This is a genomic window from Streptoverticillium reticulum (assembly GCF_047456005.1).
Classification (GTDB): domain Bacteria; phylum Actinomycetota; class Actinomycetes; order Streptomycetales; family Streptomycetaceae; genus Streptomyces; species Streptomyces reticulum.
Genome location: NZ_CP179755.1, coordinates 6,074,994 through 6,100,394, shown reverse-complemented (window position 1 = coordinate 6,100,394; position 25,401 = coordinate 6,074,994). Strand labels below are relative to the sequence as shown.

Below are 25,401 nucleotides of genomic sequence, written 5' to 3'. Positions count from 1 at the left end.
GAAATCAGCCCGTCCGCCCGAACTGCCCGGCCACATAAGCCCGCCACCGTGCCGTGAACTCGCCCTGGTCGACCCCCAGGACCTTCCTCAGCACCTCCTTCGCCGGCCGCTTGCGGCCGAACGCCCGGTAGACGTCGACCAGTTTGGCCTCGTTCCACTTCTCCGCGATCATCCGGCACGCCAGCCAGCCCCCCTCGTAGGCCCGCGCCAGGCGCCCCGCCTCCCCCGTGAAGCCGAAGTCCGCGTCTCCCGGAAGCTGCTGCGGGCCCTTCCCCGCGGCCACCGCGTCGGCGAGCTCGGGTGCCGCCTGGCGGGCCGTACGGCCCGTGCCCCGGTACGCGGCCCAGTCGGCGAAGCCCTCCGAGAGCCACAGCGGGGTCGAGGGGGACGTCGCCGCCCGCGTGGCGACGTGCGCCGTCTCGTGCGTGAGCACGATCCGCCGCCCGAACTCCCCGAGCACCCCGTACGCCTCGGGGTTGACCACGATCCGGTCGGCGGGGGCGGCGGCCGTGCCGCCCACCTCCCCGGTGGTGACCGCGGCGATGCCGCGGTAGTTGGCGGGCGGCGCCCCCAGCAGCGCCGCCATCCGGTCCAGCGAGGCCGGCATCTCGATCACGACCCGCCCCGCCCACGCGCCCCGCCAGGCGGTGTCCACGGCCGGCACGGCCCGGTCGGCCAGGTCCGCGAGGGCCTGGAGCCGGGCGCGGTCCTGTCCGACCCCGAGCACCAGGCTGTGCGCGCCCCGCACCGCGGTGACGTCCCCCTGCTCCCACAGCTGCCGCCCCGCCGAGTCCCCGGCGGCCACGTACCAGCGCCCGTCCCGCCCGGCGAGCGTCAGCCGCACGGGCACGACGACGGGCGCGGAGTCGTATCCGTCGAGCCGGTAGCGCAGTTCGGCCTCGGCCGCGATCCGGCGGCCCGGCCCGGGCGCGGGGGCGAAGCCGCCCGTGCGGACCAGGCGGTACTCCCAGGACGCCAGCGGCACGGCCGCCAGCCGGTCGAACACCCGCTGCCGCTCGGCCCGGTAGTCCCGCGCCTGCGGGTCCACGGCGGCCAGGTAGGCCTTCTCGTCGCGGTCCCGCACGGCGGCGGACCAGCGGTCCAGGACCCGCTGCACGGACCGGGTGTCGCCGTCCGTCCGTTCCGCCGTGTCGGGCGATCCGCAGCCCGCCAGGCCCTGCAGGGTGAGCAGGCCCGCGGCCAGGGCGCACACCGCCCGCCGTCCGCTCCTCCGCCTGCCCGTCACGCCCGCATCGTACGAGCCGGACGGGTCCGGGCAGGGGTCAGGGCGCGCTCATGGCCGGGTGACGGAGGAAATCGGCATCATGTCGGCCCGGTCGTAGCGCACCCGGGCGCCGGGGTAGGGAGCGTGCACGACCTGCCCGTTTCCCACGTACATCCCCACGTGGCTGGCGTCGTCCCGGTAGATCACCAGGTCCCCCGGACGGGCCTCGGCGAGCGACACGTGGCGGCCGGCGTTGCGCTGGGCCTGGGAGGTGCGCGGCAGGCCCACCCCGGCCCGCCCGTACGCCCACTGCATCAGCCCCGAGCAGTCGAAGGAGCCCGGCCCCGTCGCGCCCCAGGCGTAGGGCGTGCCGATCGCCTCGCGGACGGCCATGGCCGCGGCGGCGCCTCGGGAGGAGACCGCGCCTCCGGCGGACGAGCCGAGCAGCCCGCCGAGTGGGCCCGACGCGCGCTCCTGGCCGCGGGAGGAGCGGGTGTAGGCCACGCGGTCGTGCTGGGGCAGCGTGTTGAGCAGCCGCCGGGCCTCGGAGAGCCTGCCCTCGACCTCGCGCTTGTGCTGTTCGACGGCCTTGCGGCTGTCCTCCAGCTCGGCCAGGGTGCGGGCGGCGTCCGCGCGTTCCTGGCGCAGCACGCGCTGGGCCTTCAGCAGGGTGTCCAGCTGCTCGGCCTGACGGCCGGTGAGGCGTTCGAGGGTGGCGGCGCGGTCGAGGTAGCCGTCGGGGTCGGAGGACAGCAGCAGTTCGAGGGCCGGATCCACGGCGCCGTGGCGGTACTGGGCGGCGGCGATCATGCCGAGGGCGGTGCGCATCCTGTTGACCTTCTCCTGGCCGCGGGCCACCCGGTCGGCGGCCTGCTCGACCCGCTGCCGCAGGGCGGCTGCGCGCTCCCCGGCGGCGTTGAACTTCTCGGTGGCCCGCTCGGCCTGTTCGTAGAGCCGGTCGAGCTGTGCCTTCACCGTCCCCGGGGCCTGGCCGTCGGCGGCGGGGTCCCCGGGCCGGGCGTTCGCCGGGGCCGTCGAGAGGGCGGCTGCGGCGGTGGCCATGGCGGCGGACAGGACGGTGACGCGGACGGTCCGCTGGAGACCGGAATGCGCAGCACGGCGATGGAACGCCACGGGCGGCCGCACTCCCTTCCTCTGAGGGCGGACCCTGCCGCCGGAAGGGCGGACGACTGCCGGGCACCGCGCGCCAGAGGGTAGCGGCGCGATCACCCGGGGTTCAAAGACCCGGGCGGGCGGGAAAACCGGCGCCCCGCCGGAGACGCAGGTCACCGGCGGGGCGCGGAGTCAGTCGCGGGGCGCGGGAATTCGCCCGAACGGAGGTCGCGGTCAGGCGTTTCAGCCGACGCGGACACCGAACTGGAAGGGCATGTCGCTCATGGGCTCGGAGTGCACCTGCCGGCCCGTGCGGGGGGCGTGGAAGACCATGCCGTTGCCCGCGTAGAGGCCCACGTGGTGCTGGTCGCCGTAGAAGATGACCAGGTCGCCGGGCTGGAGCTGGCTCTGGTCGTAGATCCGGGTACCGGCGTTCGCCTGCTCCTGGGAGGTGCGCGGCAGGGAGACGCCGGCCTGGCCGTAGGCCCACTGGGTGAGACCGGAGCAGTCCCACGTGGCCATTCCGGTCGCGCCGTACTCGTAGTCCTTGCCGGCCTGGGTCTGGGCGTAGGCCAGGGCGGCACCACCGCGGCCGGATCCGGCGGGTATGTTCACGCTGCCCGACGAGCTGTCGCCGCCGCCCTTGCTGCCGCTCTTGCCACTGCCGCTGCTGTCGCTGTTCTTGTCCGCGCCCGTGATCTCGGCGCGCTCCTTCTCGCTGAAGCCGTCGAGCACCTTCTGCGCGTCGGCCAGCTTGCCCTGGACCTCGTCCTTCTTGTCCGACAGCGCCTTGCGCGTGGACTCCAGGTCCGCGAGCTTGGAAGCGGCCTCCTCGCGCTGCTGCTTGAGGGTGCGCTGCTTGGCGGCGATCACCCGGAGGGTGTCGGCCTGCTTGGCCGTCAGCTGGTTGAGCGTGGAGGCCTTCTCCAGGAAGGTGTCCGGGTCGGAGGACAGCAGCAGCTGGAGGGTGGGGTCGACGGAGCCGGTGCGGTACTGGGCGGTGGCCATCAGACCCAGGCTGTCGCGGAGCTTGTTGAGCTCGTCCTGGCCGCGCGCGACCTTGTCCTGGAGGTCGTTGACCTCCTTCTGGAGCTTGTCGTGCTGCTCCTTGGCCCCGTTGTACTTCTCGGTGGCCTGCTCGGCCTCCTCGTAGAGCTTGTCGACCTTGGCCTTGGCGTCCGCCTTGGACATCTGCGGATCGGCGTGCGCAGCCTGGGAGGTGAGCGCGACGGCTGCGGCGGCCGTGGCGGTCAGCACGGTGACCCGAGCCCGGCTCGGCGACTTGGGACGACGGTGGGAACCCACGGAGTCGAGCTCCTAACTCAGCTGTCGGTCACCTTCACCGCCATCCCGAATGGATGATCGCCGCGCGAAGGTTCGAGGCCCGACCCTAGTGAGCGGAATGAGATCCTTTCAAATTCTCCTGCGAAAAAATCTCGTCAGTGGGGCATCCTTTACCCGTGGGACACAGGGTGTGACGGGCACTTGACGCTCAGGTACGGGCAAGTCGCTTGAGGAGCAAGGCCGATGAGACCGGCCGCGCGCCCGCCTTGGCGACCCCGTCGGCCACCTCGCGGTCCGTGGAGACCACCACCACCGGGCGCCCGGGCGGCTCGGCCCGCACGATCTGGCGGATGAGCTCGTCCGCCGTCACGCCCGGCTTGCTGAACAGCACCCGCACCCCGCGCGGCGGTGCCAGCAGCACCGGCGCGGCCAGCTCCGCGCCGTCGAAGACACAGGTCACCTCGGCGCCGGTCTGCGCGGCGAGCATGGCGAGGCCGCCCAGCAGCCGCAGCCGCTGCTTGTCCAACGGCATCGTGGGATAGCCGGTCTTGGTGACGTTGTAGCCGTCGACCACCACGTGCGCCTGAGGCAGCGCCAGCAGCTGGTCCAGCAGTGCCGGGTCGGTCTCCGACAGGGCGCGCGCGGCGATGTCCCGGGGCGTCATCGTGCCCGGCTGCACCGCGTCCACCGTGTCCGCGGGGTGCACGGAGGCGGGCGGCAGGGCCAGTTCGCGGCGCAGCCCCTGGGCCGCGTCCAGCACGGTGTCCAGCAGCAGCCGCAGCCGCATGTCCTCCACGCTGCGGCCCTCGCGCACCGCCCGGCGGCCCGCCTCCACCGCCGCCTCGGCCTCCGCGAGCCGCGCCTTGATGCGCCGGGTCTCGCCCGCGGCCGTGGCCCGCTCCGCCGCGGCGGCGTCCCGGACGGACTCCAGCTCGGCCTGCGCCTTGCGCAGGGCGGCCTCGCCGCGGCGCACGTCGCTGACGGCGCTGCGCAGCTTGCGCTGAAGCGATTCGGCCTCCTTGCGCGAGGCCTCCAGCTCGGCGCGGATCCGCTCGGTCTCGGCGCGCGACTCGGCGCGGGCCTCGGCCAGTTCCTCGCGCAGCCGGCGCAGTTCGCGCTGGGCCTCCTCGCCCGCGCGCTCGGCGTTCGCGCGCTGCGCCTCCTCGCCGGCGGCGGTGACGAGCTTGACCCAGCCGGGCGGGCGCAGCACGAAGGCCATCGCCGCGACGTCCTCCGGATCGGCGGCCGCGGGCGGCGAACCGGCGTCCAGCGCCTCGGCGAGCTCGGAGCCCGTCTCGCGCAGCCGGGCCGAGATGCGCTGCCGGAAGGCGGGGTCGCCCTCCACCGCGGCGGCCATGGCATTGCCCGCGAACTTGGCCCGACGACTCGGGGTGAACCGGGCGTACTGTCGCAACTGGGGCGGAAGTTCGGCCACCGTCAGACCGCCGAACGCCTCCGCGACGAGCGCGACGACCTTCCGCCGGATCCCCTCGGGCAGCGGACGGTCGAGCACCTCGGTGACGCCGTCGGCGGCGCCGCCGGCATCACCGGCCGCCTCCGCACCGTCGTCCGTGTGCTCCACCACCGTTACCGCTCCCGTTCTTCCTCAGACATCTGCGCCCGGCCGGTCCACCAGATCGATCTGGTCGACCGCGTTGCACCAGCGGCAACGCACGGACTCGATCGTCTCACTGACCACCTCACGCTCCTCCACCTTCGGCTCGCCCGCCAGGTCGAGGTGCACGTACTCGACGGCCTTGACCGTGCGGGTCACATCGAACCGCGTGAGATTGCCGCACAGCGTGCACCGCCACCGGGTGGTGGCCGTCGGCAGGGGAACGCCCATGGTGTCGTCCGTCCTCGTCGTGTGGTGTCCCCGCAACCCTACGCGGCCCGCCGGTCACGACAGGCGGGGCACCGGCACCGGCCGCCGGACCGGCGAGGCACTCTGTGCCGGTTGCGGCCGGTACGCCATGATCTGGTCATGATCGTAAGGGCTGTGCAGCGGTCGGCCGCCCGGTGGGCGGGCCGGGCCGGGACCCCCGTGGTCACCCATGCGGTCCTGGCCGTCTGCTGCGCGGTCTTCCTCCTCGGCCCCGCCTCGGGGCTGAACGCCGCCTACGGCTCCGGACCGGACCTCCTCTCCGCGCAGACCGCCTACTTCGCGCGCTGGGGCGTCGTCCCCGCACAGCTGTGGCACGGCTCCCCGGGCGCGCCCGCGACCCTGTTCACCGCGCTGTTCGTGCACGGCAACTGGCTGCATCTGCTGGGGAACATGCTCTTCCTCCACGTCTTCGGCGCCATGACGGAGCAGCGCATGGGCCGCTCCGCCTTCGCGCTCTTCTACCTCGCCACCGGCGTCCTGGCCCTGCTCGGCTACGCCGCCGTGCACGCCGGCTCCACCCAGACGCTCGTCGGGGCGTCCGGCGCCATCTCGGGTGTGCTCGGCGCGTTCCTCTGTCTCTTCCCCCGGGCCCGCGTCACCAGTCTCTTCCCGTTCCTGTTCTTCCTTCCGCTGCGCTTCCCCGCCTGGGTCGTGCTGCCCTTCTGGTTCGCGCTGCAGTGGCTGGCGGCGGGACACGCGGACGGCCGCCCGGGCGTCGCCTATCTCGCACACGTGGTGGGCTTCTCGGCCGGGTTCGGCTACGCCTGGGTACGCCGGAGACGTGGGGCTAGAGTGAAGAGCGCAGCCAGGTCCACTGAAGGAGATACCGAACCGTGATCACTGCGATCGTGCTCATCAAGACCGACGTGGACCGGATCCCGGAGATCGCCGAGACGATCGCCGCCCTGGACGGGGTCAGCGAGGTCTACTCCGTGACGGGTGCCCAGGACCTGATCGCCCTGGTGCGGGTGGCCCGCCACGACGACCTGGCGGACACCATCCCGGGCCGGATCAGCAAGGTCCCGGGCGTGGCGTCCACCGAGACGCACATTGCGTTCCGCACGTATTCCCAGCACGACCTCGAAGCGGCTTTCGCCATCGGGCTGGACTCGTAGCAGTCCGAGCACACCCCGTGGGCCGCGCCCCGTAAGGGGCGCTGGGGGCACCTCCCAGCGGTAGCTGGGGGAGGAACTGCGCGACCAGCCACGACGCACCCGCAGCCGAGGTTCCCGGGGCTGCGCCCCGGACCCCTGAAGTGGTGCGTCAGCTGCAGGCCGTCGGTGGTTGCCCGCGCAGTTCCCCGCGCCCCTGACGGGGCGCCAACTCCCGCACCGCCCGCAGGAACCGCTCGATGTGCTCGTCCGGCGTCCCGGCGCCGAAGCTGACCCGCACTGCGGCGGTACCACCCCCACACTCCCCCGGGTCACCGCCCAGCAGCGTGCGGACCAGCGGGTGCGCGCAGAACAGCCCGTCCCGCACCCCGATCCCGTACTCGGCCGAGAGGGCAGCGGCGAACTCCGCGCTGTCCCAGCCCTCGACGACGAAGGACAGCACGCCCACGCGCGGGGCGTCCGCCCCGAACAGCGAGAGCACCCCCACCTCCGGCACCTCGGCCAGGCCCGCGCGCACCGCGGCGAGCAGCCGCTGCTCCCGGGCGACGAGCGCCTCGAAGCCCGCCTCGGTGAGCGCCCGGCAGGCGGAGGCGAGGGCGTAGGCGCCGATCACATTGGGCGAACCGGCCTCGTGGCGGGCGGCGGTGGTGTGCCACTCGACGTCCAGCGCGCCGTCGGGCCGCCGGGTGACGGCGCGGCTCGCCCCGCCGCCGGCCAGGTAGGGCTCGGCGTCCCGGAGCCAGTCGGCGCGGCCGGCCAGGACGCCGGCGCCGAAGGGGGCGTAGAGCTTGTGCCCGGAGAAGGCGGCCCAGTCCACGTCCAGTTCGGCGATGTCCACGGGGTGGTGCGGGGCCAGCTGGGCGGCGTCGAGGACGATCCGGGCGCCGTGCGCGTGGGCGGCGGCGGCGAGTTCGCGCACGGGCCACAGCTCGCCGGTCACATTGGACGCGCCCGTCACACAGACCAGGGCCGGCCCGTAGGGCGCCCGGTCGGCCAGTGCCCGCTCCAGGATCTCGACCGCGTGCTCCGGACTGCACGGCGCGTCGAGACAGGTGACCTGCGCGCCGCGCCACGGCAGCAGCGCGGCGTGGTGCTCGGTCTCGAAGACGAACACCCGGCAGTCCGCGGGCAGTACGGCCGCGAGGAGGTTGAGCGAGTCGGTGGTGGAGCGGGTGAAGACGACCTGGTCGCCGGGGCGGCAGCCGAGGAAGCGGGCCACGTCGGCCCGGCTGGTCTCGAACAGGTCGGTCGACAGCTGCGAAAGGTGTCCGGCACCGCGGTGCACGCTGCCGTAGTAGGGCGCGTAGGCGGCGACGTCGTCCCACACGCGCTGCAGCGCAGGCGCGCTGGCGGCGTAGTCGAGGGCGGCGTACGGCACTTCGCCCCCGGTGACGAGCGGCACGCGCACGTCACACCCGAGGACGGGCAGGGGGCCGTCGGCGGCGGAAACGGGCGTGGCGGTGGCGGCAGGGCATGCGGACATGGCGAACTCTCCCGGCAGGGCAGGCGGATGGCGTGGACGACGCACCCGCGGCGCAGTGCGCAGCACGGTGTGCGAAGACGGCCCGCGCGGCAAAGGCACGCGCAGGACCACGGGAACGGGCCGTAGGCCCTAACGCATTCGCTGGATCACGGAAGGAACTCCCTCGACGACCAGGATCCCTGGCGAGGGATCCGCGCTTGCCGCAGACCCGGTGGTCTGCGGCCCGGTCATCACCCGGGGCACCCCGCCACGGACGGAGGGTTGCCGGACAGCGGGCCGGGGCCTGTGTCGCTGTCACTCGTGACCTGGCCAGGAGTATGGCACAGGCACCGTGCCGGGGACAGCCGGTGTCCGGGTCGTGGACGCCGTTTTGTTGAACGGAGCGAGCTCCAGACATAAAGGGCCGCGCGCGATCGTGATTAATCGATCGTTCGCCCGCACAGTCGACGTTCCATCCAATCGAGAACACATCGTCCCGGATTGCGGAATCAAAAATTCCGCTACAGCCGAAATCAATACGTTATCCGAGCGAGATGCAACCGTTACCACCGCGATCATAGAGTCGTTCGCATCTGGAACGCCGAACGAACAAGCAAGTGACCCGGGGGGCGGTCGTGTTCGTCCAGCTCCTTGTGCACGCCTTTGCCCGGGCCTGCCGAGCCCCCCTTTCTGTCTCCACCGAGATAAAGACGGGGAATATTGCCAGTGAGCTCCACACGCGTCGTTGACGTCGTCAACTTCATGCCGGAACGAGTGGTCCGCAACAGTGAGCTCACGCACGACGGTCACGACCTGAGCGAGCACAAATTCTTCGCCGGCGTGAACGAGCGGCGATTCGGCTCGCCGGATTACACCTCGGCCGAACTCGGCACCGCCGCGCTGAAGAAACTGCTCGACCGCAACGGCGTGCGCGCCGAGGACCTGGACCTGATCATCTGCGCGGCCCAGTTCAACGACGCCTTCTCCCCCGGCATCGGCACCGCCGTCCAGCACGCGGTCGGCGCGACGTCGGCCGCCGTCCTGCACATCGAGAACGGCTGCTGCTCCTGGATCTCCGCGCTGAACACCGCCCGAGCCTTCATCGACTCGGGCCACTACCGCAGGATCGCCATCGTCACCGTCACCAACTTCATCTCCCGGCTGACGGAGTTCCAGAAGTCGCCGGAGTCCTGGGTGCTCGGCGACGGCGCATCCGCGACCCTGGTCGCCCCCGGCTCGCCGACCATCCTCTCCCTCCACGAGCAGGCATTCGGCCAGAACTGGGGCGCCCTGCGCGTCGAACCGGACGCCGTCGGCGAGCAGGAGCTGCCGCACTGGGAGCGCGGCAGCGGTCCGCTCACGGTGAAGTTCAGCCCGAACATGCTGGCCCGGCTGTGGGCCGTGACGATGGAGTGCCTGCCGGAGGCGGCCGAGGCCGCACTGGACAAGGCCGGACTGACGGCCGACGACATCTCCTGCCTGATCACCCACCAGCCCAACGAGAGCTACATCGCCGAATGGCGCAAGCGCATCGGCGTCGACGCCTCGCGCGCCCATGACACGCTCTCCGTCTACGGCAACATGTTCCAGAGCTCCCTGCCGGTCACCTTTGCCGACGCACTGGAAAAGAAGAAGATTTCCACCGGTGATGTGATCGCCTTCGCCACTTTCACCCACGGCGGCGAGCAGGTGTCGTCCATGGTCTGGCGCTGGACCGGCTGAGTCCCGCCTCCAGAATTTCCTCCCCTTTTTTGCACGCCCCTTTTTTTGCACGCATTCTTCAGGAGCAAGCATGTACGAGCGCGTCCCCGACGAATCCGGCCTCATGCAGAACTACCGGATCGACAGTTCCGACCTGGAGGGTCTCGGTCTCACCTGGAGCGAGACCATCAGCGGCGACGACATGATGAAGCTCATGCAGGGCATGACCAAGGAGTCGTACACGCACGACGAGATCTACGGTCAGTACTGCCCGCTCTCCACACACATCAACGTTCCGTACGACATCGTCTTCGAATACGCCGCCAACTCCCGTGCGCTGGCGGAATGGACGTACAGCATCCGGAACATGAAGCACCTCGGCGGCGGTCTCTACCGCGCCGACGAGATGATCCAGCCGAACACCGAGATCTACATCCGCACCGACGCCCAGAAGGGCCCGGACATGGGCACGGTCGTCTACCCGTGCGCCTGGGACCAGGGCCACGAGCTGTGGATGCGCTACTACCTGACCATCATCGACTCGGCCAAGGTCTTCAACAAGCCGGGCACCGTGGTGCTGTGGACCAACTGCAAGCACCCCTACTACGACCGCGACACCACCGACGTGCCGGACTACATCGCCGAGGGCCGCGCCCGCACCGACCGGGTCTGGGTCGGTGACATCTGGCCGCTGTTCCACGCCGGCCACACCCTCGAGATCAACAACATGAAGAAGATCCTCGAGCACCGCTTCGGCACCACGGCCCAGGGCTAGTCAACCGTCAACGGGGGTACACCATGCGGATAGCCGACGCTTTAGTCACGACCCTGCGCGACCTCGACACCCGCTACGTCTTCGGCGTCAGCGGGGCGAACATCGAGCACTTCCACGACGCCGTCGAACGGCTGGGCCGCGGGCGGCTGTCCGCGGTCCTCACCAAGCGCGAGGACGGCGCGGCCTTCATGGCCGACGCGCGCGCCCGGGTCCACCGGACCCTGGGCGTCTGCTGCTCGACCTCCGGCGGCGGCATGATGAATCTCGTCGCCGGCCTCGCCGAGTCGCACGCCGAGTCCGTGCCCGTGCTGGCCCTCGTGGGCCAGCCGCCGGCCGCCCTGGACGGCCGCGGCTCGTTCCAGGACTCCTCCGGCATCGGCCGGACCGTCGACGCCCTCCCGCTGCTGGCCGCGGTCACCAAGAAGACCCTGCGGCTGACCGATCCCGCCCTGTTCTGGGCGCAGTTGAGGGACGCGATCGAGACCGCCCTCAGCGGGCGGATGGGCCCGGTGGCCCTGCTGGTCCCGCGGGACTCCTACGAGCTGGAGGTGGGCCCCGTGCCCGCCGACTGGCCGCAGGACCTCGCAGGTTTCGTCCGGCAGAAGCCGTGGGGCGAAAAGGATGCAGCCGACGTGGCCGCGCTCTTCCGCCGGCTGCGGGAGGCCTCCGCCCCCGTGCTGCTGATCGGCCACGGCGTGCGCCGGTCCACCGACCCCGGCGCCGTGGTGCGCTTCGCGCAGCAGGCCGGGATCCCGGTGATGACCACCATGGGCGCCCGCGGCGAGTTCCCCAACGACGACCCGCTGCACTTCGGCGTGGTCGGCGCCGGGGGCAACCCCTCCGCCGCCGCCTACCTCACGGACACCGCCGACTGCGTGGTCCTGGCGGGCACCGGACTGGCCGCGATGACCCGCAGCGCGCTGCGCGGCTGGGACCCGGGCAAGGCCGTGGCGGTCAACATCGACCCGGGCGAGATCCGGCGGTCCTCGCTCGCGGACACCGTCGTCGAGGGCGATGCGGGCGTGGTCTTCGGACAGCTGCTGGAGCTGCTGGACACCGACCCGTTCACCGCTCCCCCGGCCGTCGGCTACGAGCTCACCCGCTTCGTCCCGCGCCTGGCCGAACCCATCCCGGGCCGGGACGCCGACCCCGACGTGCTGCTGCAGAGCGAGGCCGTCGCCATCCTGGAGGAGCACCTGCCCGCGGACGGGCACCTGCTCTACGACGCCGGCAACTGCGCCGTCGCGTCCATGCACTACTCCTCCGTGCCGCGCGGCTCGTCCTCCACCATCGCGCTCGGCAGCGGCGGCATGGGGTACAGCATCGCGGCGGCGGTCGGGGCCCAGCTGGGCGCCGACCGCGGGACGCGCACGGTGGTCTTCTGCGGCGACGGCGCGTTCCTGATGAGCGGTCTGGAGATCCACACCGCCGTCGAACTCGGCCTGCCCATCCTGTACGTCGTCTTCAACAACGGCATGCACGGCATGTGCGCCTCCCGGCAGCAGACCTTCTTCGACTCCCGCATCACGGCCGTGGACTACACCCCGGTCGACGTGCCCGCCGTGGCCCGGGGGCTGGGCTCCCCCGGCCGGCTGTGGACCGGCAGCGCGGGAACGGCACCCGAACTGACCGGGCAGCTGGAGGAGTACCGGCGGAGCGCGTGCCCGACCGGCGTCCTCGAACTCCGCCTGACGACCGAGGAAGTGCCGCCGTTCGCCAACTTCCTCCCGGCGGACGAGCCCACGATGCCGGCCAAGACGTCGTGGCGGATCCCCGCCTCGCTCCGGAGCGCCGGAACGATGACCCCGGCCTAGGGACCGGCCCCCACCACACCATCCAGCACCCAGCATTCAGCACACAGGAAGAGCCACTATGACTGTGCATGAGCTCGATCTCGCGGGGATAACGGACTCCGGGCTGCGCGCCGACTACCTCAAGAGCTCCCGGCTGTTCCGTGACATCGGCCGCGGACGCTTCCTCGGCCGCTACATGTTCCCCGCGGCCAAGCGGCCCTACTTCGACACCTTCTTCTCGTTCGTCTGCTACGTCGACGACCTGGTCGACGACGTCAACCGCAGCCTGGAGGTGCGCAAGCAGCGCCTCGACGAGTTCGAGCGCGCCTACCTGGCGGCCTGCGACGGCGAGGAGACCGAGACCGACGGCCCGCCGTCCGGCGACCACGTGGCCGACGCCGCCCTCTCCCGGGCCCTGGTGCACATGATGCGCACCTGGGACCTGCCGTACCGGGACGTCCCCCAGTTCGTCCAGGCGCAGCGCGAGGCCCTCACCACGTACGAGTACGCGACGTACGAGGAGATGGACCCGTTCATCCAGGGCGTCACCCTGCTCCCGGCCGTCTGGATCAACGGGCTCTTCGAGCCGCAGAGCGAGGACTCCGAGGAGTTGTGCCGGCACACCATCACGGCCTTCCAGCTCCTGGACTTCGCCTGGGACGTGCAGGAGGACCTCGAACTCGGACGGCTCTACCTGCCGTTGGAGGACCTCACCAAGTTCGGCCTGGACCGCACGTCGCTGGCCCGTGAGGTCGGCAGCGGGCACGTGAGCGAGGCCGTGCGCGAGCTGATGAAGTTCGAGATCGACCGGGCCGTCGGGCACCTGGACGCCGGGCGCGCCTGGGGGCGGACGCTGCACCCGACCTCGCGGACGTTCGTCGACCTGGACATCGAGACGCACCGGCAGATGGCGGTCGAACTGGTCAAGGACGACTACGCGTTCTTCGGCCGGCCGAAGAAGGGCCTCGGCTTCAACTCGGCGAAGATCGCCCCGCGCACGGCCGCGGCCGCCGCCCGCGCCAAGCGCATCAACCGCGAGGCGGAGCAGTCCGGTTACCGGATCCGCCGCCCGTGGTCGGCATGACGCGAGCCGCCGTCGTCGGCGGTCTCGGGGCGTGGGTTCCGCCGCACGTCGTCACCAACGACATGCTCGCGGCGGAACTCGACACCTCCGACGAATGGATCAGGACCCGGACCGGCATCGCCCAGCGGCACATCGCCGGTCCCGGGCTGGCCACCGGCCGGCTCGCGGTCGAGGCGGGCCGGCGGGCGCTCGCGTCCGCCGGCGTCGACTCGGTGGACGTGGTGGTGCTGGCCACCAGCACCCCCGACCGCCCCTGCCCGGGGACGGCCCCCGTGGTCGCCGCCGAGCTGGGCCTGGACGGGGCCGGCGCCTTCGACGTGGCCGCCGTGTGCACGGGCTTCGTGTACGCGCTGGCCACCGCGGCGGGCCTGATCGCCACCTCGGTGGCCCGCAGCGCGCTGGTCATCGGGGCCGACACCTTCTCGACGATCCTCGACCCCGCGGACCGCACCACCCGCGTCATCTTCGGCGACGGGGCCGGCGCCATGGTGCTGCGGGCCGGCGACGCGGCGGAGCCGGGGGCGCTGCTGGGCTTCGACCTGGGCAGCGACGGCCGGGGCGCGGACCTGATCACCGTCCGTGCGGGCGGGTCGGAGCAGCGCAGCCGGGAGGCGGCGGTGCCGGAGGCGGACACGTACTTCCGGATGGACGGGCCGCAGGTGTTCACGCGCGCCGTCCGGTACATGACCGGCTCGGTGCACAGCACGCTGGAGCGGGTGGGCTGGACGGCCGAGGAGGTCGGCGCCGTCGTCCCGCACCAGGCCAACGTCCGCATCCTCGACACCTGCGCGCGCGAACTGGGCATCCCCGTCGAGCGCGTGGTCAAGAACATCGACCGGGTCGGCAACACCGTGGCCGCGTCCATCCCGCTGGCCCTCGCCGACGCGGCGGCCGACGGACGGCTGAAGACCGGCGAACGCGTCGTGCTGACGGGCTTCGGCGGCGGCCTCACCTGGGGATCCGCGGCCCTGACCTGGCCGGACATCACTATCGGACTGCAGGAACAGTGAGGAAACGATGGAGACTCTGAACAACCGGCTCGAGGCCCTGCTCGAGGAGCGCTTCCCGCAGGCCGCCGCCGCGCTCGTCGGCGGCGCCACCTTCCAGGAGGCGGGCGTGGACTCCATGGGCGTGGTCGAGTTCATCGTCACCGTGGAGCGCCACTTCGGCCTGCCGATGCTCGACGGCAACGAGCTGAGCGGCACCTCGACGCTGGACGACGCCCGCGAACTCCTGACGTCCAAGGGTGCCTCCGCCTGACGCGGAAACGTTCACCCAGCCCCTCCGCCGCCGGCAACGCACCCCGCTTGCCGGCGGCTCCTCTTCGCGCGGATTTCTCACGTCCAGGAGGACACATGCAGCACCTCTTGCAGCTCAACGAGAACCCCCTGCCCCCGCTGCCCTCCGTCGCCGACGAGATCACCCGGCAGGTCGGCAGCGTGAACCGTTACCCCGAGTTCTTCCCCGAGCACCTGAAATCGGCGATAGCCGGCTGGCTCGGCCTGCCCGAGGAGTGGGTCGTCGTCGGGTCCGGATCGGTGGGAGTGGCCCTCCAGGCGCTGCAGGCCGCCGTCCGGCCCGGCCGCCAACTGGTCTACGGCTGGCGGAACTTCGACGCCTACCCGCTGCTCGCCCGGATGACCGGCGCCCGGCCCGTCCAGGTGCCGCTGCTGCCCGGCGGCCACCAGGACATCGCGGCCATCGCCAAGGCGGCCGCCGCCGACACCGACGCCGTCATCGTCTGCAACCCGCACAACCCCACGGGCCGGCTCGTCGCCCCCGAGGAGCTCCGGGAGCTCGTCCTGTCGGTCCCGTCCGACACGGTCGTCGTCCTGGACGAGGCCTACATCGAGTTCGTCCGGCCCGACGAGCGCCCCGCGTCCCTGGAGTGGACCCAGGAGTTCTCCAACCTGCTGGTGCTGCGCACCTTCTCCAAGGCCTACGGACTCGCGGGCATGCGGGTCGGCTACGGCGTGGCGAGCCCCGAACTCGCCGAGCGCATCAACGCGTTCCAGCTCCCGTTCGCCATGAGCTCGCTGTCCTTGGCCGCCGTGGAGGCGTCCCTGAAGGCGGAGGACGAGCTGCGGGAGCGGGTGGAGTTCCTGGTCGGGGAGCGGGAGCGGGTGCTGACGGGCGTGCGCTCCACGGGCTGGCAGGCGCTGCCGAGCCACACCAACTTCTTCTGGCTCGACGAGCCGGCGCGCGTCGACGCGGTGCGCACCCGGCTGGAGGCCGCGGGCGTGGCCGCGCGCTACTACCCCGGCGAGGGCGTGCGGATCACCGTCGGGGACCGGGCCGCGAACGACGCCGTGCTCGGGGCCCTCACGCACTGACGGCCCCCGTCCGGCCGGGCCCCGTGGTGACCGGGGCCCGGCCGGAGGAGGCCGTCCGTGCGCGTGGATGCGCGGGGTTCACCAGCCGCCGGAGGGGGCGACCTTCCGGATGCCCGGCAGCGCCGCGTCCATCACCGTGGGGAACCAGGCCGAGAAGGCCTTCTCCGCCTGCAGGGCCTTGAGTTCGTCCTGGGTGACGAAGCGGGTGTCGTGCACCTCCTCGGGGTCGGGCGCGCACGCCTGGGCGACCGTGCCGGCGAAGAGGTGGTTGTACTCCTGCTCCACCAGGCCGGAGATCTCGTCCGGGTGGTTGTAGGTCACCGTGCCGGCCGGGACGAGGGTGATCTCCGTCAGCCCCAGCTCCTCCCGGGTGCGCCGGGCGGCCGCGGCCTCGGGGGCCTCGCCCGGGTAGGGGTGGCCGCAGCAGGTGTTGGACCAGACGCCCGGCGAGTGGTACTTCGTGAGCGCCCGCTGCTGGAGCAGCATGCGCCCCTCACCGTCGAAGAGAAAGACCGAGAAGGCCCGGTGAAGTTTTCCCGGGGCCTGATGCGCCGCAAGCTTTTCTTCGGTGCCGATGGTCTCCCCGTCGGAATTGACCAGTTCCAGCAGAATGGGGCTGATTTCCGGAAGTGTCACAGTCGAACCTTTGCGTCGGCCGAATACGGCGTTGTTTGGGCGTCGTTAGGGGTGGGCACCGACGACGCCGAATGGTGCGCGACAACTCAAAACAGCAAAGTGATCGTAACAGCAATTCGACGGCCGTGACCGGCTTTCTCCGGGCCCTTTTCCTTACCGGGCCCGGAGAAAGAAACGGCGTGGTTCAGGACGTGCTGGCGGCCACCCAGCGGTCCAGGGCGGCCTTGGCCGCGCCCGAGTCGATCGACTCCGCGGCCTTGGCCATCCCGGCGGCGATCTGCTCGGCCAGCGGGGCGTCCGAGGGCTCCAGCGCGGCCAGCGCCGCGGCCGAGTTGAGCAGCACGGCATCCCGCACCGGCCCCTGCTCGCCGTTCAGCAGCCGACGGGCCACGTCCGCGTTGTACGAGGCGTCCGCGCCCTTCAGCGCCTCGATCGGCACCAGCTGGATGCCCACGTCCCGCGGGTCGAAGGAGGAGCGCCGCACCTCGCCGTCGCGCACGGTCCACACCGTGGACGTGCCCGTGGTGGTCAGCTCGTCCAGACCGTCGTCCCCCCGGAAGACCAGGGCGGACGAACCGCGTTCGGCGAGCACCCCGGCGATGATGGGCGCCATCCGGGCGTCGGCGACCCCGGTGGCCTGGGCCCGGACGCGGGCCGGATTGGTCAGCGGGCCGAGGAAGTTGAAGGAGGTGGGGATGCCCAGCTCCTTGCGGGCGGCCGCCACGTAGCGCAGCGCCGGGTGGAACTTCACGGCGAAGCAGAAGGTGATGCCCGCCTCGGCGGCCACCTCCTGCACCCGCCGCGGGGTGAGTTCGAGGTTGACGCCCAGCTTCTCCAGCACGTCCGAGGCGCCGGAGGCGCTGGAGGAGGCGCGGTTGCCGTGCTTGACGACGCGGGCTCCGGTGCCGGCCACGACGATGGCCGACATCGTGGAGATGTTGACCGTCTTCGCCCGGTCGCCGCCGGTGCCGACGATGTCGACGGTGGGTCCGGGCACCTCGATCAGGTTGGCGTGCTCGTACATCGTGCGCACCAGACCGGCGATCTCGCCGACCGTCTCGCCCTTGGCCCGCAGCGCCACCGCGAAGCCCGCGATCTGCGCGTTCGTCGCCTCGCCCCGCATGATGCGGTCCATGGCCCACGCGGTGGTGTCCGTGCTCAGGTCCTGCCCGGCCAGCAGTGCGCTCAGAACGTCCGGCCAGCTCTGCAGGGTGCCTTCGGCGGGAGAGCCGGCGGGGGGAACGGTGTTCATACTCCACGCTCCTGAGTGCGACGGGCCTTGGGGCCCACCCTATCGGCGTCCCCCGGCTCCCCGGGACGCGCGGGGCACCGCGGGCGGTTGCCGCGGTGCCCCGGCGTGCGGACGTACGTCAGCCGGCCCGGTGCTCCACGACGACCGGCAGCCGGGACGGGCCGCGCAGCCAGATACCCGGCTTGTAGTCGACCTGCTCGTCCACGAGGGAGAGCCCGGCGACGCGCTGGGCCAGGCCCTTGAAGGCCTCCTTGGCCATCAGCCGGGACAGCAGGTCGCCGGCGCAGTAGTGGATGCCGCGGCCGAACGACAGGTGCTTGCGGCTGTTCCCGCCGAGGGCGAAGGTCTCCGGGGAGTCGAAGACCCGCTCGTCCCGGTTGGCGGCGGCGATCAGCAGCAGGACCACGTCACCGGGCTCGATGGTCTGCCCGTGCATCTCGACGGGCTCCAGGGCGACCCGCCAGGAGGCGTGGGTCGGCGGCTCCAGGCGCAGGATCTCGTCGAGCACCGCGTCCGCCGACTCCGGCTCGGCGGCCAGCTGCGGCAGGATCTCCGGGTGCCGGGCGAAGAGCACGGCGGCGTTGCCTATCAGGTTGGAGAAGGTGTCCAGGCCGGGGACGACCAGGAGCACGCAGACCGCCGCGATCTGGTGCAGGGTCAGCCCGCCGTCGGCGAGGTCGCGGGCGCGGGCCAGCTGGGAGAGCAGGTCGTCGCCGTCGGCGGAGGCGCGCTTCTCCAGCAGCTCGACGAAGTACGCGGTGCACTCCGCGACGGCCTTCTGGCAGCGGATGGCCACGTCCTCGGAGGGCTCGGCGCCGAGCTCCAGGATGTGGGCGATCTCGGTGGACCACTGGACGAAGATCTCGTGGTCCTCGCGCGGGATGCTCAGCATGTCGCCGAGCACCCGGATGGGCAGCGGCGCACCGAGCCGCTGCATGACGTCGAACCGGTCCGGGAGTTCGCCGAGGAGCTCGTCCACGATGGCCGCGGTGGAGTCCTTCAGGCCGTCGATGACCGCGGGCGTGAACGCCTGGGAGACCAGGGCGCGCAGCTTGGTGTGGTCCGGCGGGTCCAGCAGCTTGAAGAGCTGGGCGTCCCAGCCGTCGATGCCGAGCCCGAGGAAAGGCGCGTCCTCCGCCTCGGTGTCGCCGGCGACCCGGGCGAAGTATTCGGAATTCCCGAGGTCCTTCCCCATGCGCCGGTCACGGAGCAGCAGATCGCAATCCTCGTAGCGGCTCACCGCCCAGGCGCCCAGCGGCCCGCGCACCGCGGGGTGGTTTTCCCTCAGTTCGCGGTACACCGGATAAGGATCGGCCCGAAAGGCCGGGTCGGTGGGATCGAATGGGAACTCAGCATTCCGGTCCGTGGTCAGCATTCCCCGATTTCCCTTCAGCAATTGAGCTGGTGGCATCGGCCACACTAATTGCACCCGGGGGACTGGATCAAGGTTGGCTGTTCAACCGCCCATCTTGACAAGGAAGTTCGCGCACGGCGGTGCGCGGCAGTACGCGGACATGCACGAGGGGCCCGCGGGAAATTCCCGCGGGCCCCTCGTCGTGGCGTATCAGCTGTACAGCGGATCAGTGGTGGCCGTGGCCGCTCGTGATCTCCTCGAACTCCTCGGCAGTGGCCTTCGGGATGTGCGTCCCCTCGCCGTAGAAGCCCTTCGAGAGCTTCACGCGCAGGCGCTGCGAGGCACCCGCCTTGCGGGCCACGCCGTTCTCGTCGACCTCCGGCTCCAGCTCCAGCGGCTTCGGCTGCTCGTGCGAGGTGAGCGTGAAGAGCTGGTCCTGCGAGAGCGGCTCGTGGACCTCGACGAACTCACCGTGCGGCAGGCGCTTGATGATGCCGGACTCGCGTCCGTGCAGCACCTTGTCCCGGTCGCGGCGCTGCAGACCCAGGCAGATCCGGCGCGTGACGATGAAGGCGAGGATCGGAGCCGTGAAGAACGTGATCCGGACGAACCAGGTGACGCTGTTCACCGAGAGGTGGAAGTGCGTCGCCCACAGGTCGTTGCCGCCGTTGACCAGTCCGACGCCGTACATCACCAGCCAGGCGACGCCGAACGCGGTACGCGTCGGGGCGTTGCGCGGCCGGTCGAGCAGGTGGTGCTCGCGCTTGTCACCGGTCACCCACGACTCGAGGAAGGGGTAGACCGCCATGGCCGTCAGCACCAGGCCGAAGATCAGCAGCGGGATGAACACGCCCAGGACCAGGGTGTGGCCCGCGATGTTGATCTCCCAGCCGGGCATGGCCCGGAAGATGCCCTCGGACATGCCCAGGTACCAGTCGGGCTGGGCGTTGGTGGAGACCTGGTCGGGCCGGTACGGGCCCATCGCCCAGACCGGGTTGATGGTGGCGATCGCGGCGATGGCCGCGATGACACCGAAGACCAGGAAGAAGAAGCCTCCGGCCTTGGCCATGTAGACCGGCATCAGCGGCATGCCGACGACGTTCTTCTCGGTCCGCCCCGGACCCGGGAACTGCGTGTGCTTGTGGTAGACGACCAGGATCAGGTGGGCGACGACCAGACCGAGCATGATGCCCGGCAGCAGCAGGATGTGGATCGAGTAGAACCGGGCCACGAAGTCGTGGCCGGGGAACTCGCCGCCGAACAGGAACATCGAGATGTACGTCCCGACGAGCGGGATGGACAGGATCAGGCCCTGTGCGATGCGGATACCGGTGCCCGAGAGCAGGTCGTCCGGCAGGCCGTAGCCGGTGAAGCCGGTGAAGGTGCCCAGCACCAGCAGCAGGAAGCCGAACAGCCAGTTGACCTCGCGCGGCTTGCGGAACGCGCCCGTGAAGAAGACGCGCATCATGTGCAGCATCATGGCCGCGAGGAAGACCAGCGCCGCCCAGTGGTGGATCTGCCGGAGCAGCAGACCGCCGCGGACGTCGAAGCTGATGTCGAGCGTCGACTTGTACGCCTCGGACATCCGCATGCCCTGCATGGGGACGTACGAGCCGTGGTAGACGACCTCGTTCATGCTCGGGTGGAAGAACAGCGTCAGATACACACCCGTGAGGATGATGATCAGGAAGCTGTAGAGGCAGACCTCGCCCAGCATGAAGGACCAGTGGTCCGGGAAGATCTTGCGCATGTTGGCCTTGGCCAGGGAGTAGATCCCCAGCCGGCCGTCGGCCCAGTCGGCCACCCGCTCGCCGGCGGGCGCCTTGCGCCGGCCCTGCGCGTCAGCGCCATAGGACTCAGTCGTTGCAGTACTCATCCGCGCTCCCAGTAAGCAGGACCGACGGGCTCCTCGAAGTCGCCCATGGCCTCCAGGTAGCCCTTGTCGTTGACCTTGATCCGCAGCTGCGGAAGGGCGTGGCCGGCCGGACCGAAGATCACGCGTCCGCCGTCGGAGAGGTCGAACGTGGACTGGTGGCAGGGGCACAGCACGTGGTGGGTCTGCTGCTCGTAGAGGCTGATCGGGCAGCCGACGTGCGTGCAGATCTTGGAGAACGCGACGATGCCCTCGTGCGACCAGTCGAGCTCGCGCTTGTCCTTGATGTTCTCCGGGCGGAGCCGGACGATCATCAGGGCGGCCTTGGCGATCTCGTTCTGGAAGTCCTCGTCCTCCTCCTTCATGCCCTCGGGCATGGCGAAGGTGAGCGAGCCGACCTGGATGTCCTCGGGACGCAGGGGCTGCATGGTGTTCTGGTTGATCAGCATCTTGCCCTGCGACCAGGCGGTCTTGCGGAGCTTGGTGCCCGGCAGCGGACCGAGGTCGCGGAGCAGCACCACGCCGGAGAGCGGGAACAGCGCCAGCGCGCCGAACATGGTGTTGCGGATCAGCTTGCGGCGGCCGAGCGCCGACTCCTTCGCGCCCTCCCGGAAGTCGGCCATGACCTTGGCCTTGACCTCGGGAGAGGCCTCGATCGGGTGCCGGTCGTCGGCGACCTCGACGTCGGACATCAGGGTGCGCGCCCAGTGGACCGCGCCCGCGCCGATGCAGAACAGCGCCACGCCCAGGGTCAGGCCCAGCGCGAAGTTCAGCGCGCTGATGTGACCGATCGGGAAGACGTAGATGTTCTTGTCGACCGGCAGGGTCACGTACGAGGCGATGAAGCCGACCGTGGCCAGCATCGACAGCACGAACAGCATCGCGACCACGCGCTCGGACCGGTTGGCGGCCCGCTCGTCGATGTCCTGGATGCGGTGCTCGTGCGGCGGCAGGCCCGGGTCGGCGAACGGGTCGGCGGTGGCTACGGCGCCGGCGTGTGCTTCGCCCTGCGTGCTCGGCAGGTTCTCTTCTGGAATCTCTTGGCTACTCATGACTTCTTGGCCTTTGCGGTCCGGGCAGCGACCCAGATGGCCACGGCGACCAGCGCGCCCAGACCGAAGACCCACGCGAACAGGCCTTCGCTGACCGGGCCGAACCCGCCCAGCTCGAGACCGCCGGGGTTCTCCGACTTGCTGCTGTTGACCGTGCCCAGGTACGCGACGATGTCCTTCTTGTTCTTCTCCGACATCGTGGTGTCGGGGAAGGAAGGCATGTTCTGCGGGCCGGTCTGCATGGCCTCGTAGATGTGCTTGGGGTTGACGTTCTCAAGGCTCGGGGCGTACTTGCCGTTCGACAGTGCGCCGCCCTTGCCCGTGAAGTTGTGGCACTGGGCGCAGTTCGTACGGAAGAGCTCCCCGCCCTTGGCGATGTCGGCGCCGTCAGGGCTGTACTGGCTCTTGGTCGGGGCGACCGGCCCCGCGCCGAGGGAGGCGATGTACGCGGCGAGCTGGTCGATCTCGGCCTGCGAGTAGATCGCCTTCTTGCGGGGCGCCTGGGCGCCCTGCTGCTGGAGCGGCATACGGCCGGTGGCGACCTGGAAGTCGACGGCCGCGGAGCCCACACCGACCAGGCTCGGCCCGTCGGAGGTGCCCTGACCGCCGGTGCCGTGGCAGCTTGCGCAGCCCACGGAGTAGAGCTTCTTGCCCTCCTCGATGGCGAGGGACTGGGCGGTGTCATCGGCCTTGGCCTTGTCCGCCGGCGCGAACGCGGCGTACAGCCCCCCAGTTACCGCCAGCGCGAAGAGTAGGACGACGACCGCCGCCAGCGGATGGCGTCGTCGTGCGGAGAGCTTTTTCACGGATTACCCCGGTGTCAGGATCTTCTGCTTCGTTGCTGGACTGTGGTCCGGTGCAGGACAGGACCGATTACTTGATCAAGTAGATCGTGGCGAAGAGGCCGATCCAGACCACGTCGACGAAGTGCCAGTAGTAGGACACGACGATGGCCGCCGTCGCCTGGTGGTGGGTGAACCTCTTGGCCGCGTACGTCCTGCCCAGGACCAGCAGGAAGGCGATGAGACCGCCCGTCACGTGCAGGCCGTGGAAGCCGGTCGTCAGGTAGAACACCGAGCCGTACGGGTCCGAGGAGAGCGAGAGGCCGTCCTCCTTGACCAGGTCGGTGTACTCGAAGATCTGGCCGCCGATGAAGATGGCACCCATCACGAAGGTGATCGCGAACCACGTGCGCAGCTTCTTCACGTCGCCGCGTTCAGCAGCGAAGACGCCGAGCTGGCAGGTGAGGGAGGAGAGCACCAGGATCGTGGTGTTCGTCGCCGAGAACGGAACGTTCAGGTGCGACGCCATCTCCTTCCAGTGGTCGGTTCCGGTCACCGATCGGAGGGTGAAGTACATCGCGAAGAGGGCCGCGAAGAACATCAGCTCGGAACTCAGCCAGATGATGGTTCCGACGCTGGTGAGGTTCGGCCGGTTGACCGAGGGGTGCGCGTGCCCGGTATCTACTGCTGTTGCTGTCGCCACGACCGACATTATGTCGGTCGCTTATCTCGCGCTCACTCCGGGGGGTGCCGTTCGGTGTGTCAAGGGCGTATGCCCTGCTCGTACGGCCCAGTTCCGTGGTCCCCCGAAGGGAGGAAGCGCTCCTTCCACCGGGCCCGACGCACCGTCACCAGCCGTGTGCGAACCCTCCTCCGGGGCCCTGTGCGCGGAGTAGCATCCGCGCAGCAGAACGAGCAGAACGATCCACACGCTGTGCTTCTCACACGCCTGGAGGAACGAATGCAGCCCACTGCCACGGTGCTGGTCTACAGCGACGACGCGAGCACCAGGGAGCAGGTGCGGCTGGCCGCAGGGCGGCGCCCCGCGGCCGATGTGCCGCAGGTGGAGTACCTGGAGTGCGCGACCCTGCCCGCCGTGCTGCGGACGCTGGAGGAGCGCCGGGTCGACGTGTGCGTCCTGGACGGCGAGACGGCGCCCGCGGGCGGCATGGGGGTGTGCCGGCAGCTGAAGGACGAGGTGTTCCGCTGCCCGCCCGTGCTGCTGCTCATCGGACGCCCGCAGGACGCCTGGCTGGCGACCTGGAGCCGGGCGGACGCGGTGGTGACCCACCCGGTGGACCCGGTGGCCTTCTCCGCCGCCCTGGCGGGCCTGCTGCGGGCGGCGGACCGGCCGGCCGTCGGGGCCTGAGCGGCCCCGCACGGCCCGCGGGTCACATCCGGGGCCGCAGCCGGGCCGCGTCGGCCGGGCTGGTGCCCTCGCGCTTGCCGGCCGTCAGCGCGCTGCCCTGGCGCCACTTCTGCCACGGCATGTTCCAGTCGCCGAAGCCGTTGTCGAAGGGCGTCATCGTGGCGCCCGCGCTGCCGACCACCTTGACGATGTCGCCCAGATGGACGGTGTCGAAGAACCACTTGGCGTTCTCGGTGCTCATGCCGGTGCAGCCGTGGCTGACGTTGTCCCAGCCCTGCGAGCCCTCGGACCAGGGGGCGGCGTGCACGTACTCGCCGCTCCAGGTGACCCGGGTGGCCCAGTGGACGGGCAGGTCGTAGGAGTCGGCGCTGCCCTCGGCGATGCCGATGCTGGTGCCGCGCATCCGTACGAAGGATTCCTTGCCCAGGACCACCTTGACCCCGTTGCGGGTGTCGTAACCGGGCTTTCCGGTGGTCACGGGGACGCTGCCGAGCTCCTGGCCGTTCTTCGTGACGGTCATGGAGTGCGCACTGGCGTCCGTGACGGCCTCCACCCGGTCCCCGATGGTGAGCCGGACGGGCTTGGAGGGGCCGCCGTAGAGCGCCCCGCCGACCTTTATGCCGTTGAGCGTGGCGGAGACGTTCACGACCGAGTGGGCGGGCCAGTACTCCTGCGGGCGGTAGTGCAGGGTGCGGTTGTCCACCCAGTACCAGGCGCCCTTGACGGAGGGCTGTGAGTCGACTCGCAGGGTGCGCTCGACGACCGCGCGGGAGGCGGGGTCCGTGACGGGCATGCTGAGTTCGGCCGTGACGGGCTGTCCGACGCCGTAGGTGCCGCTCTGCGGGCCGAACGTCACGCGCAGCAGCTTGTCCGCGGGGTTGGTGTCGAAGCCGATCGTGCGCCGCCCCTGGGCCCCGTCCTCGTCCTCGGTACTGATCCTGACGGTGTAGTGGGCGCCGGCGGCGAGGGCGCCGGTGCTGCGCCAGTGGAGCCCGCCCGCGTCGAGTTCGCCCTTCACGTAGCGGCCGGCGGCGTCCGTCGCGGTGACGTCCGTGATCCGGTCGCTGCCGTCGGCCCTGACCTCCAGCGGCTTGCCGGGGTCGGCCTTGTGGCCGTCCTCGGCGCCGACGAGGGACACCTGCCCGGTGGCGTCGTAGGGCTTGTCCGCCAGCGGGTTGGACGAGCCGCCGCACGCGGTGCCCCCTGCGGCGAGGGCGATCACCAGGAGGCTGCAGAGAACCGCCGTGCTGCGAGAGGAGTGACTCATGGTCACACCGTAGGAAGATTCGGGGGGTACGGCCCGCGGGGTGACTGCA

At 70.9% G+C, this 25,401-nt stretch carries 24 protein-coding genes and 1 riboswitch; of the genes, 10 read left to right on the top strand and 14 right to left on the bottom strand.

All coding sequences use genetic code 11. The features are described 5' to 3' along the window. Nucleotides 1–4: 4 nt before the first annotated feature. The 5 genes from ACMATS_RS28100 to ACMATS_RS28080 all read right to left on the bottom strand — a co-directional run bounded on the left by ACMATS_RS28100 (nucleotide 5) and on the right by ACMATS_RS28080 (nucleotide 5,468). Nucleotides 5–1,246, bottom strand: coding sequence for a hypothetical protein (locus ACMATS_RS28100; RefSeq protein WP_414169486.1), 1,242 nt, complete (start codon nucleotides 1,244–1,246; stop codon nucleotides 5–7). A 48-nt stretch (nucleotides 1,247–1,294) separates the two neighbouring features. Then, nucleotides 1,295–2,359 (bottom strand): NlpC/P60 family protein, encoded by a 1,065-nt coding sequence (locus ACMATS_RS28095; RefSeq protein WP_390777645.1) that lies wholly within the window; start codon nucleotides 2,357–2,359, stop codon nucleotides 1,295–1,297. A 222-nt stretch (nucleotides 2,360–2,581) separates the two neighbouring features. After that, the gene (locus tag ACMATS_RS28090; RefSeq protein WP_414169485.1) at nucleotides 2,582–3,643 is read right to left on the bottom strand and encodes an NlpC/P60 family protein; all 1,062 of its coding nucleotides are present in this window, start codon (nucleotides 3,641–3,643) and stop codon (nucleotides 2,582–2,584) included. A gap of 187 nt (nucleotides 3,644–3,830) precedes the next feature. Then, nucleotides 3,831–5,204: an NYN domain-containing protein gene (locus ACMATS_RS28085; protein ID WP_390777958.1), complete on the bottom strand. Its 1,374-nt coding sequence runs from the start codon at nucleotides 5,202–5,204 to the stop codon at nucleotides 3,831–3,833. Between the two features lie 24 nt (nucleotides 5,205–5,228). Continuing rightward, nucleotides 5,229–5,468 (bottom strand): hypothetical protein, encoded by a 240-nt coding sequence (locus ACMATS_RS28080; protein ID WP_390777647.1) that lies wholly within the window; start codon nucleotides 5,466–5,468, stop codon nucleotides 5,229–5,231. A gap of 138 nt (nucleotides 5,469–5,606) precedes the next feature. Here ACMATS_RS28080 and ACMATS_RS28075 point away from each other — a divergent pair, with 138 nt between their 5' ends. After that, nucleotides 5,607–6,344 carry a rhomboid family intramembrane serine protease gene (locus tag ACMATS_RS28075; RefSeq protein WP_414169484.1) on the top strand — a complete coding sequence of 246 codons (738 nt, stop codon included), beginning with the start codon at nucleotides 5,607–5,609 and terminating at the stop codon, nucleotides 6,342–6,344. Further along, nucleotides 6,341–6,622 carry an Lrp/AsnC family transcriptional regulator gene (locus ACMATS_RS28070; RefSeq protein WP_171082927.1) on the top strand — a complete coding sequence of 94 codons (282 nt, stop codon included), beginning with the start codon at nucleotides 6,341–6,343 and terminating at the stop codon, nucleotides 6,620–6,622. The genes ACMATS_RS28075 and ACMATS_RS28070 overlap by 4 nt, the downstream gene beginning before the upstream one ends. 148 nt (nucleotides 6,623–6,770) lie before the next feature. Here ACMATS_RS28070 and ACMATS_RS28065 read toward each other — a convergent pair whose 3' ends face one another. Beyond that, nucleotides 6,771–8,102, bottom strand: a complete 1,332-nt coding sequence (locus ACMATS_RS28065; RefSeq protein ID WP_414169483.1) for an aminotransferase class V-fold PLP-dependent enzyme — start codon at nucleotides 8,100–8,102, stop codon at nucleotides 6,771–6,773. Between the two features lie 188 nt (nucleotides 8,103–8,290). Then, a riboswitch (SAM riboswitch) is annotated at nucleotides 8,291–8,408 on the bottom strand. 399 nt (nucleotides 8,409–8,807) lie between these two features. Between ACMATS_RS28065 and ACMATS_RS28060 the strand changes: the two genes are divergently transcribed. From ACMATS_RS28060 to ACMATS_RS28030, 7 genes are all read left to right on the top strand, one after another. Next, nucleotides 8,808–9,803, top strand: a complete 996-nt coding sequence (locus ACMATS_RS28060; RefSeq protein ID WP_414169482.1) for a 3-oxoacyl-ACP synthase III family protein — start codon at nucleotides 8,808–8,810, stop codon at nucleotides 9,801–9,803. 70 nt (nucleotides 9,804–9,873) lie between these two features. Next, nucleotides 9,874–10,557 carry a hypothetical protein gene (locus ACMATS_RS28055; RefSeq protein ID WP_414169481.1) on the top strand — a complete coding sequence of 228 codons (684 nt, stop codon included), beginning with the start codon at nucleotides 9,874–9,876 and terminating at the stop codon, nucleotides 10,555–10,557. Nucleotides 10,558–10,580: 23 nt separating this feature from the next. Beyond that, the gene (locus ACMATS_RS28050) at nucleotides 10,581–12,371 is read left to right on the top strand and encodes a thiamine pyrophosphate-binding protein (RefSeq protein ID WP_414169480.1); all 1,791 of its coding nucleotides are present in this window, start codon (nucleotides 10,581–10,583) and stop codon (nucleotides 12,369–12,371) included. A gap of 58 nt (nucleotides 12,372–12,429) precedes the next feature. Next, the gene (locus ACMATS_RS28045; RefSeq protein ID WP_390777653.1) at nucleotides 12,430–13,434 is read left to right on the top strand and encodes a phytoene/squalene synthase family protein; all 1,005 of its coding nucleotides are present in this window, start codon (nucleotides 12,430–12,432) and stop codon (nucleotides 13,432–13,434) included. Then, a complete protein-coding gene (locus ACMATS_RS28040) occupies nucleotides 13,431–14,444 on the top strand; it encodes a beta-ketoacyl-ACP synthase III (RefSeq protein ID WP_391152916.1) in 1,014 nt (337 codons plus the stop codon). The genes ACMATS_RS28045 and ACMATS_RS28040 overlap by 4 nt, the downstream gene beginning before the upstream one ends. Nucleotides 14,445–14,451: 7 nt before the next feature. After that, a complete protein-coding gene (locus ACMATS_RS28035) occupies nucleotides 14,452–14,694 on the top strand; it encodes an acyl carrier protein (RefSeq protein WP_336412616.1) in 243 nt (80 codons plus the stop codon). 95 nt (nucleotides 14,695–14,789) lie between these two features. Next, nucleotides 14,790–15,767: an aminotransferase class I/II-fold pyridoxal phosphate-dependent enzyme gene (locus ACMATS_RS28030; protein ID WP_390777656.1), complete on the top strand. Its 978-nt coding sequence runs from the start codon at nucleotides 14,790–14,792 to the stop codon at nucleotides 15,765–15,767. Between the two features lie 78 nt (nucleotides 15,768–15,845). Here ACMATS_RS28030 and idi read toward each other — a convergent pair whose 3' ends face one another. The 7 genes from idi to ACMATS_RS27995 form a co-directional block, all read right to left on the bottom strand. Further along, nucleotides 15,846–16,403, bottom strand: coding sequence for an isopentenyl-diphosphate Delta-isomerase (gene idi, locus ACMATS_RS28025; RefSeq protein ID WP_390777657.1), 558 nt, complete (start codon nucleotides 16,401–16,403; stop codon nucleotides 15,846–15,848). Nucleotides 16,404–16,587: 184 nt separating this feature from the next. After that, nucleotides 16,588–17,655, bottom strand: a complete 1,068-nt coding sequence (gene trpD / locus ACMATS_RS28020) for an anthranilate phosphoribosyltransferase (RefSeq protein ID WP_390777658.1) — start codon at nucleotides 17,653–17,655, stop codon at nucleotides 16,588–16,590. Nucleotides 17,656–17,773: 118 nt separating this feature from the next. After that, a complete protein-coding gene (locus ACMATS_RS28015) occupies nucleotides 17,774–18,955 on the bottom strand; it encodes a cytochrome P450 (RefSeq protein WP_390777659.1) in 1,182 nt (393 codons plus the stop codon). Between the two features lie 280 nt (nucleotides 18,956–19,235). Further along, nucleotides 19,236–20,885 (bottom strand): cytochrome b N-terminal domain-containing protein, encoded by a 1,650-nt coding sequence (locus ACMATS_RS28010; protein ID WP_390777660.1) that lies wholly within the window; start codon nucleotides 20,883–20,885, stop codon nucleotides 19,236–19,238. Next, a complete protein-coding gene (locus tag ACMATS_RS28005; protein WP_390777661.1) occupies nucleotides 20,882–21,934 on the bottom strand; it encodes a ubiquinol-cytochrome c reductase iron-sulfur subunit in 1,053 nt (350 codons plus the stop codon). Before ACMATS_RS28005 ends, ACMATS_RS28010 begins: the two co-directional genes overlap by 4 nt. Then, nucleotides 21,931–22,740: a c-type cytochrome gene (locus ACMATS_RS28000; protein WP_336412623.1), complete on the bottom strand. Its 810-nt coding sequence runs from the start codon at nucleotides 22,738–22,740 to the stop codon at nucleotides 21,931–21,933. The genes ACMATS_RS28005 and ACMATS_RS28000 overlap by 4 nt, the downstream gene beginning before the upstream one ends. 67 nt (nucleotides 22,741–22,807) lie before the next feature. After that, entirely contained in the window at nucleotides 22,808–23,428 is a 621-nt protein-coding gene (locus tag ACMATS_RS27995) for a heme-copper oxidase subunit III (RefSeq protein WP_336412624.1), read from the bottom strand. Between the two features lie 249 nt (nucleotides 23,429–23,677). Between ACMATS_RS27995 and ACMATS_RS27990 the strand changes: the two genes are divergently transcribed. Next, entirely contained in the window at nucleotides 23,678–24,085 is a 408-nt protein-coding gene (locus ACMATS_RS27990) for a hypothetical protein (protein ID WP_390777662.1), read from the top strand. A gap of 22 nt (nucleotides 24,086–24,107) precedes the next feature. Here the strand turns inward: ACMATS_RS27990 and ACMATS_RS27985 are convergent, their stop codons facing one another. Continuing rightward, nucleotides 24,108–25,352 carry an Ig-like domain-containing protein gene (locus ACMATS_RS27985; protein ID WP_414169479.1) on the bottom strand — a complete coding sequence of 415 codons (1,245 nt, stop codon included), beginning with the start codon at nucleotides 25,350–25,352 and terminating at the stop codon, nucleotides 24,108–24,110. Between the last annotated feature and the right edge of the window lie 49 nt (nucleotides 25,353–25,401).

What these genes read in the sequence shown, in the direction of transcription:
- ACMATS_RS28035 (WP_336412616.1), top strand. Translation starts at nt 14,452, where the DNA reads ATGGAGACTCTGAACAACCGGCTCGAGGCCCTGCTCGAGGAGCGCTTC.
- ACMATS_RS27985 (WP_414169479.1), bottom strand. Translation starts at nt 25,352, where the DNA reads ATGAGTCACTCCTCTCGCAGCACGGCGGTTCTCTGCAGCCTCCTGGTG.
- ACMATS_RS28005 (WP_390777661.1), bottom strand. Translation starts at nt 21,934, where the DNA reads ATGAGTAGCCAAGAGATTCCAGAAGAGAACCTGCCGAGCACGCAGGGC.
- ACMATS_RS28055 (WP_414169481.1), top strand. Translation starts at nt 9,874, where the DNA reads ATGTACGAGCGCGTCCCCGACGAATCCGGCCTCATGCAGAACTACCGG.
- ACMATS_RS28010 (WP_390777660.1), bottom strand. Translation starts at nt 20,885, where the DNA reads ATGAGTACTGCAACGACTGAGTCCTATGGCGCTGACGCGCAGGGCCGG.
- ACMATS_RS28065 (WP_414169483.1), bottom strand. Translation starts at nt 8,102, where the DNA reads ATGTCCGCATGCCCTGCCGCCACCGCCACGCCCGTTTCCGCCGCCGAC.
- ACMATS_RS27990 (WP_390777662.1), top strand. Translation starts at nt 23,678, where the DNA reads ATGCAGCCCACTGCCACGGTGCTGGTCTACAGCGACGACGCGAGCACC.
- ACMATS_RS28050 (WP_414169480.1), top strand. Translation starts at nt 10,581, where the DNA reads ATGCGGATAGCCGACGCTTTAGTCACGACCCTGCGCGACCTCGACACC.
- trpD (WP_390777658.1), bottom strand. Translation starts at nt 17,655, where the DNA reads ATGAACACCGTTCCCCCCGCCGGCTCTCCCGCCGAAGGCACCCTGCAG.
- ACMATS_RS28080 (WP_390777647.1), bottom strand. Translation starts at nt 5,468, where the DNA reads ATGGGCGTTCCCCTGCCGACGGCCACCACCCGGTGGCGGTGCACGCTG.
- ACMATS_RS28075 (WP_414169484.1), top strand. Translation starts at nt 5,607, where the DNA reads ATGATCGTAAGGGCTGTGCAGCGGTCGGCCGCCCGGTGGGCGGGCCGG.
- ACMATS_RS28045 (WP_390777653.1), top strand. Translation starts at nt 12,430, where the DNA reads ATGACTGTGCATGAGCTCGATCTCGCGGGGATAACGGACTCCGGGCTG.
- ACMATS_RS27995 (WP_336412624.1), bottom strand. Translation starts at nt 23,428, where the DNA reads ATGTCGGTCGTGGCGACAGCAACAGCAGTAGATACCGGGCACGCGCAC.
- ACMATS_RS28030 (WP_390777656.1), top strand. Translation starts at nt 14,790, where the DNA reads ATGCAGCACCTCTTGCAGCTCAACGAGAACCCCCTGCCCCCGCTGCCC.
- ACMATS_RS28040 (WP_391152916.1), top strand. Translation starts at nt 13,431, where the DNA reads ATGACGCGAGCCGCCGTCGTCGGCGGTCTCGGGGCGTGGGTTCCGCCG.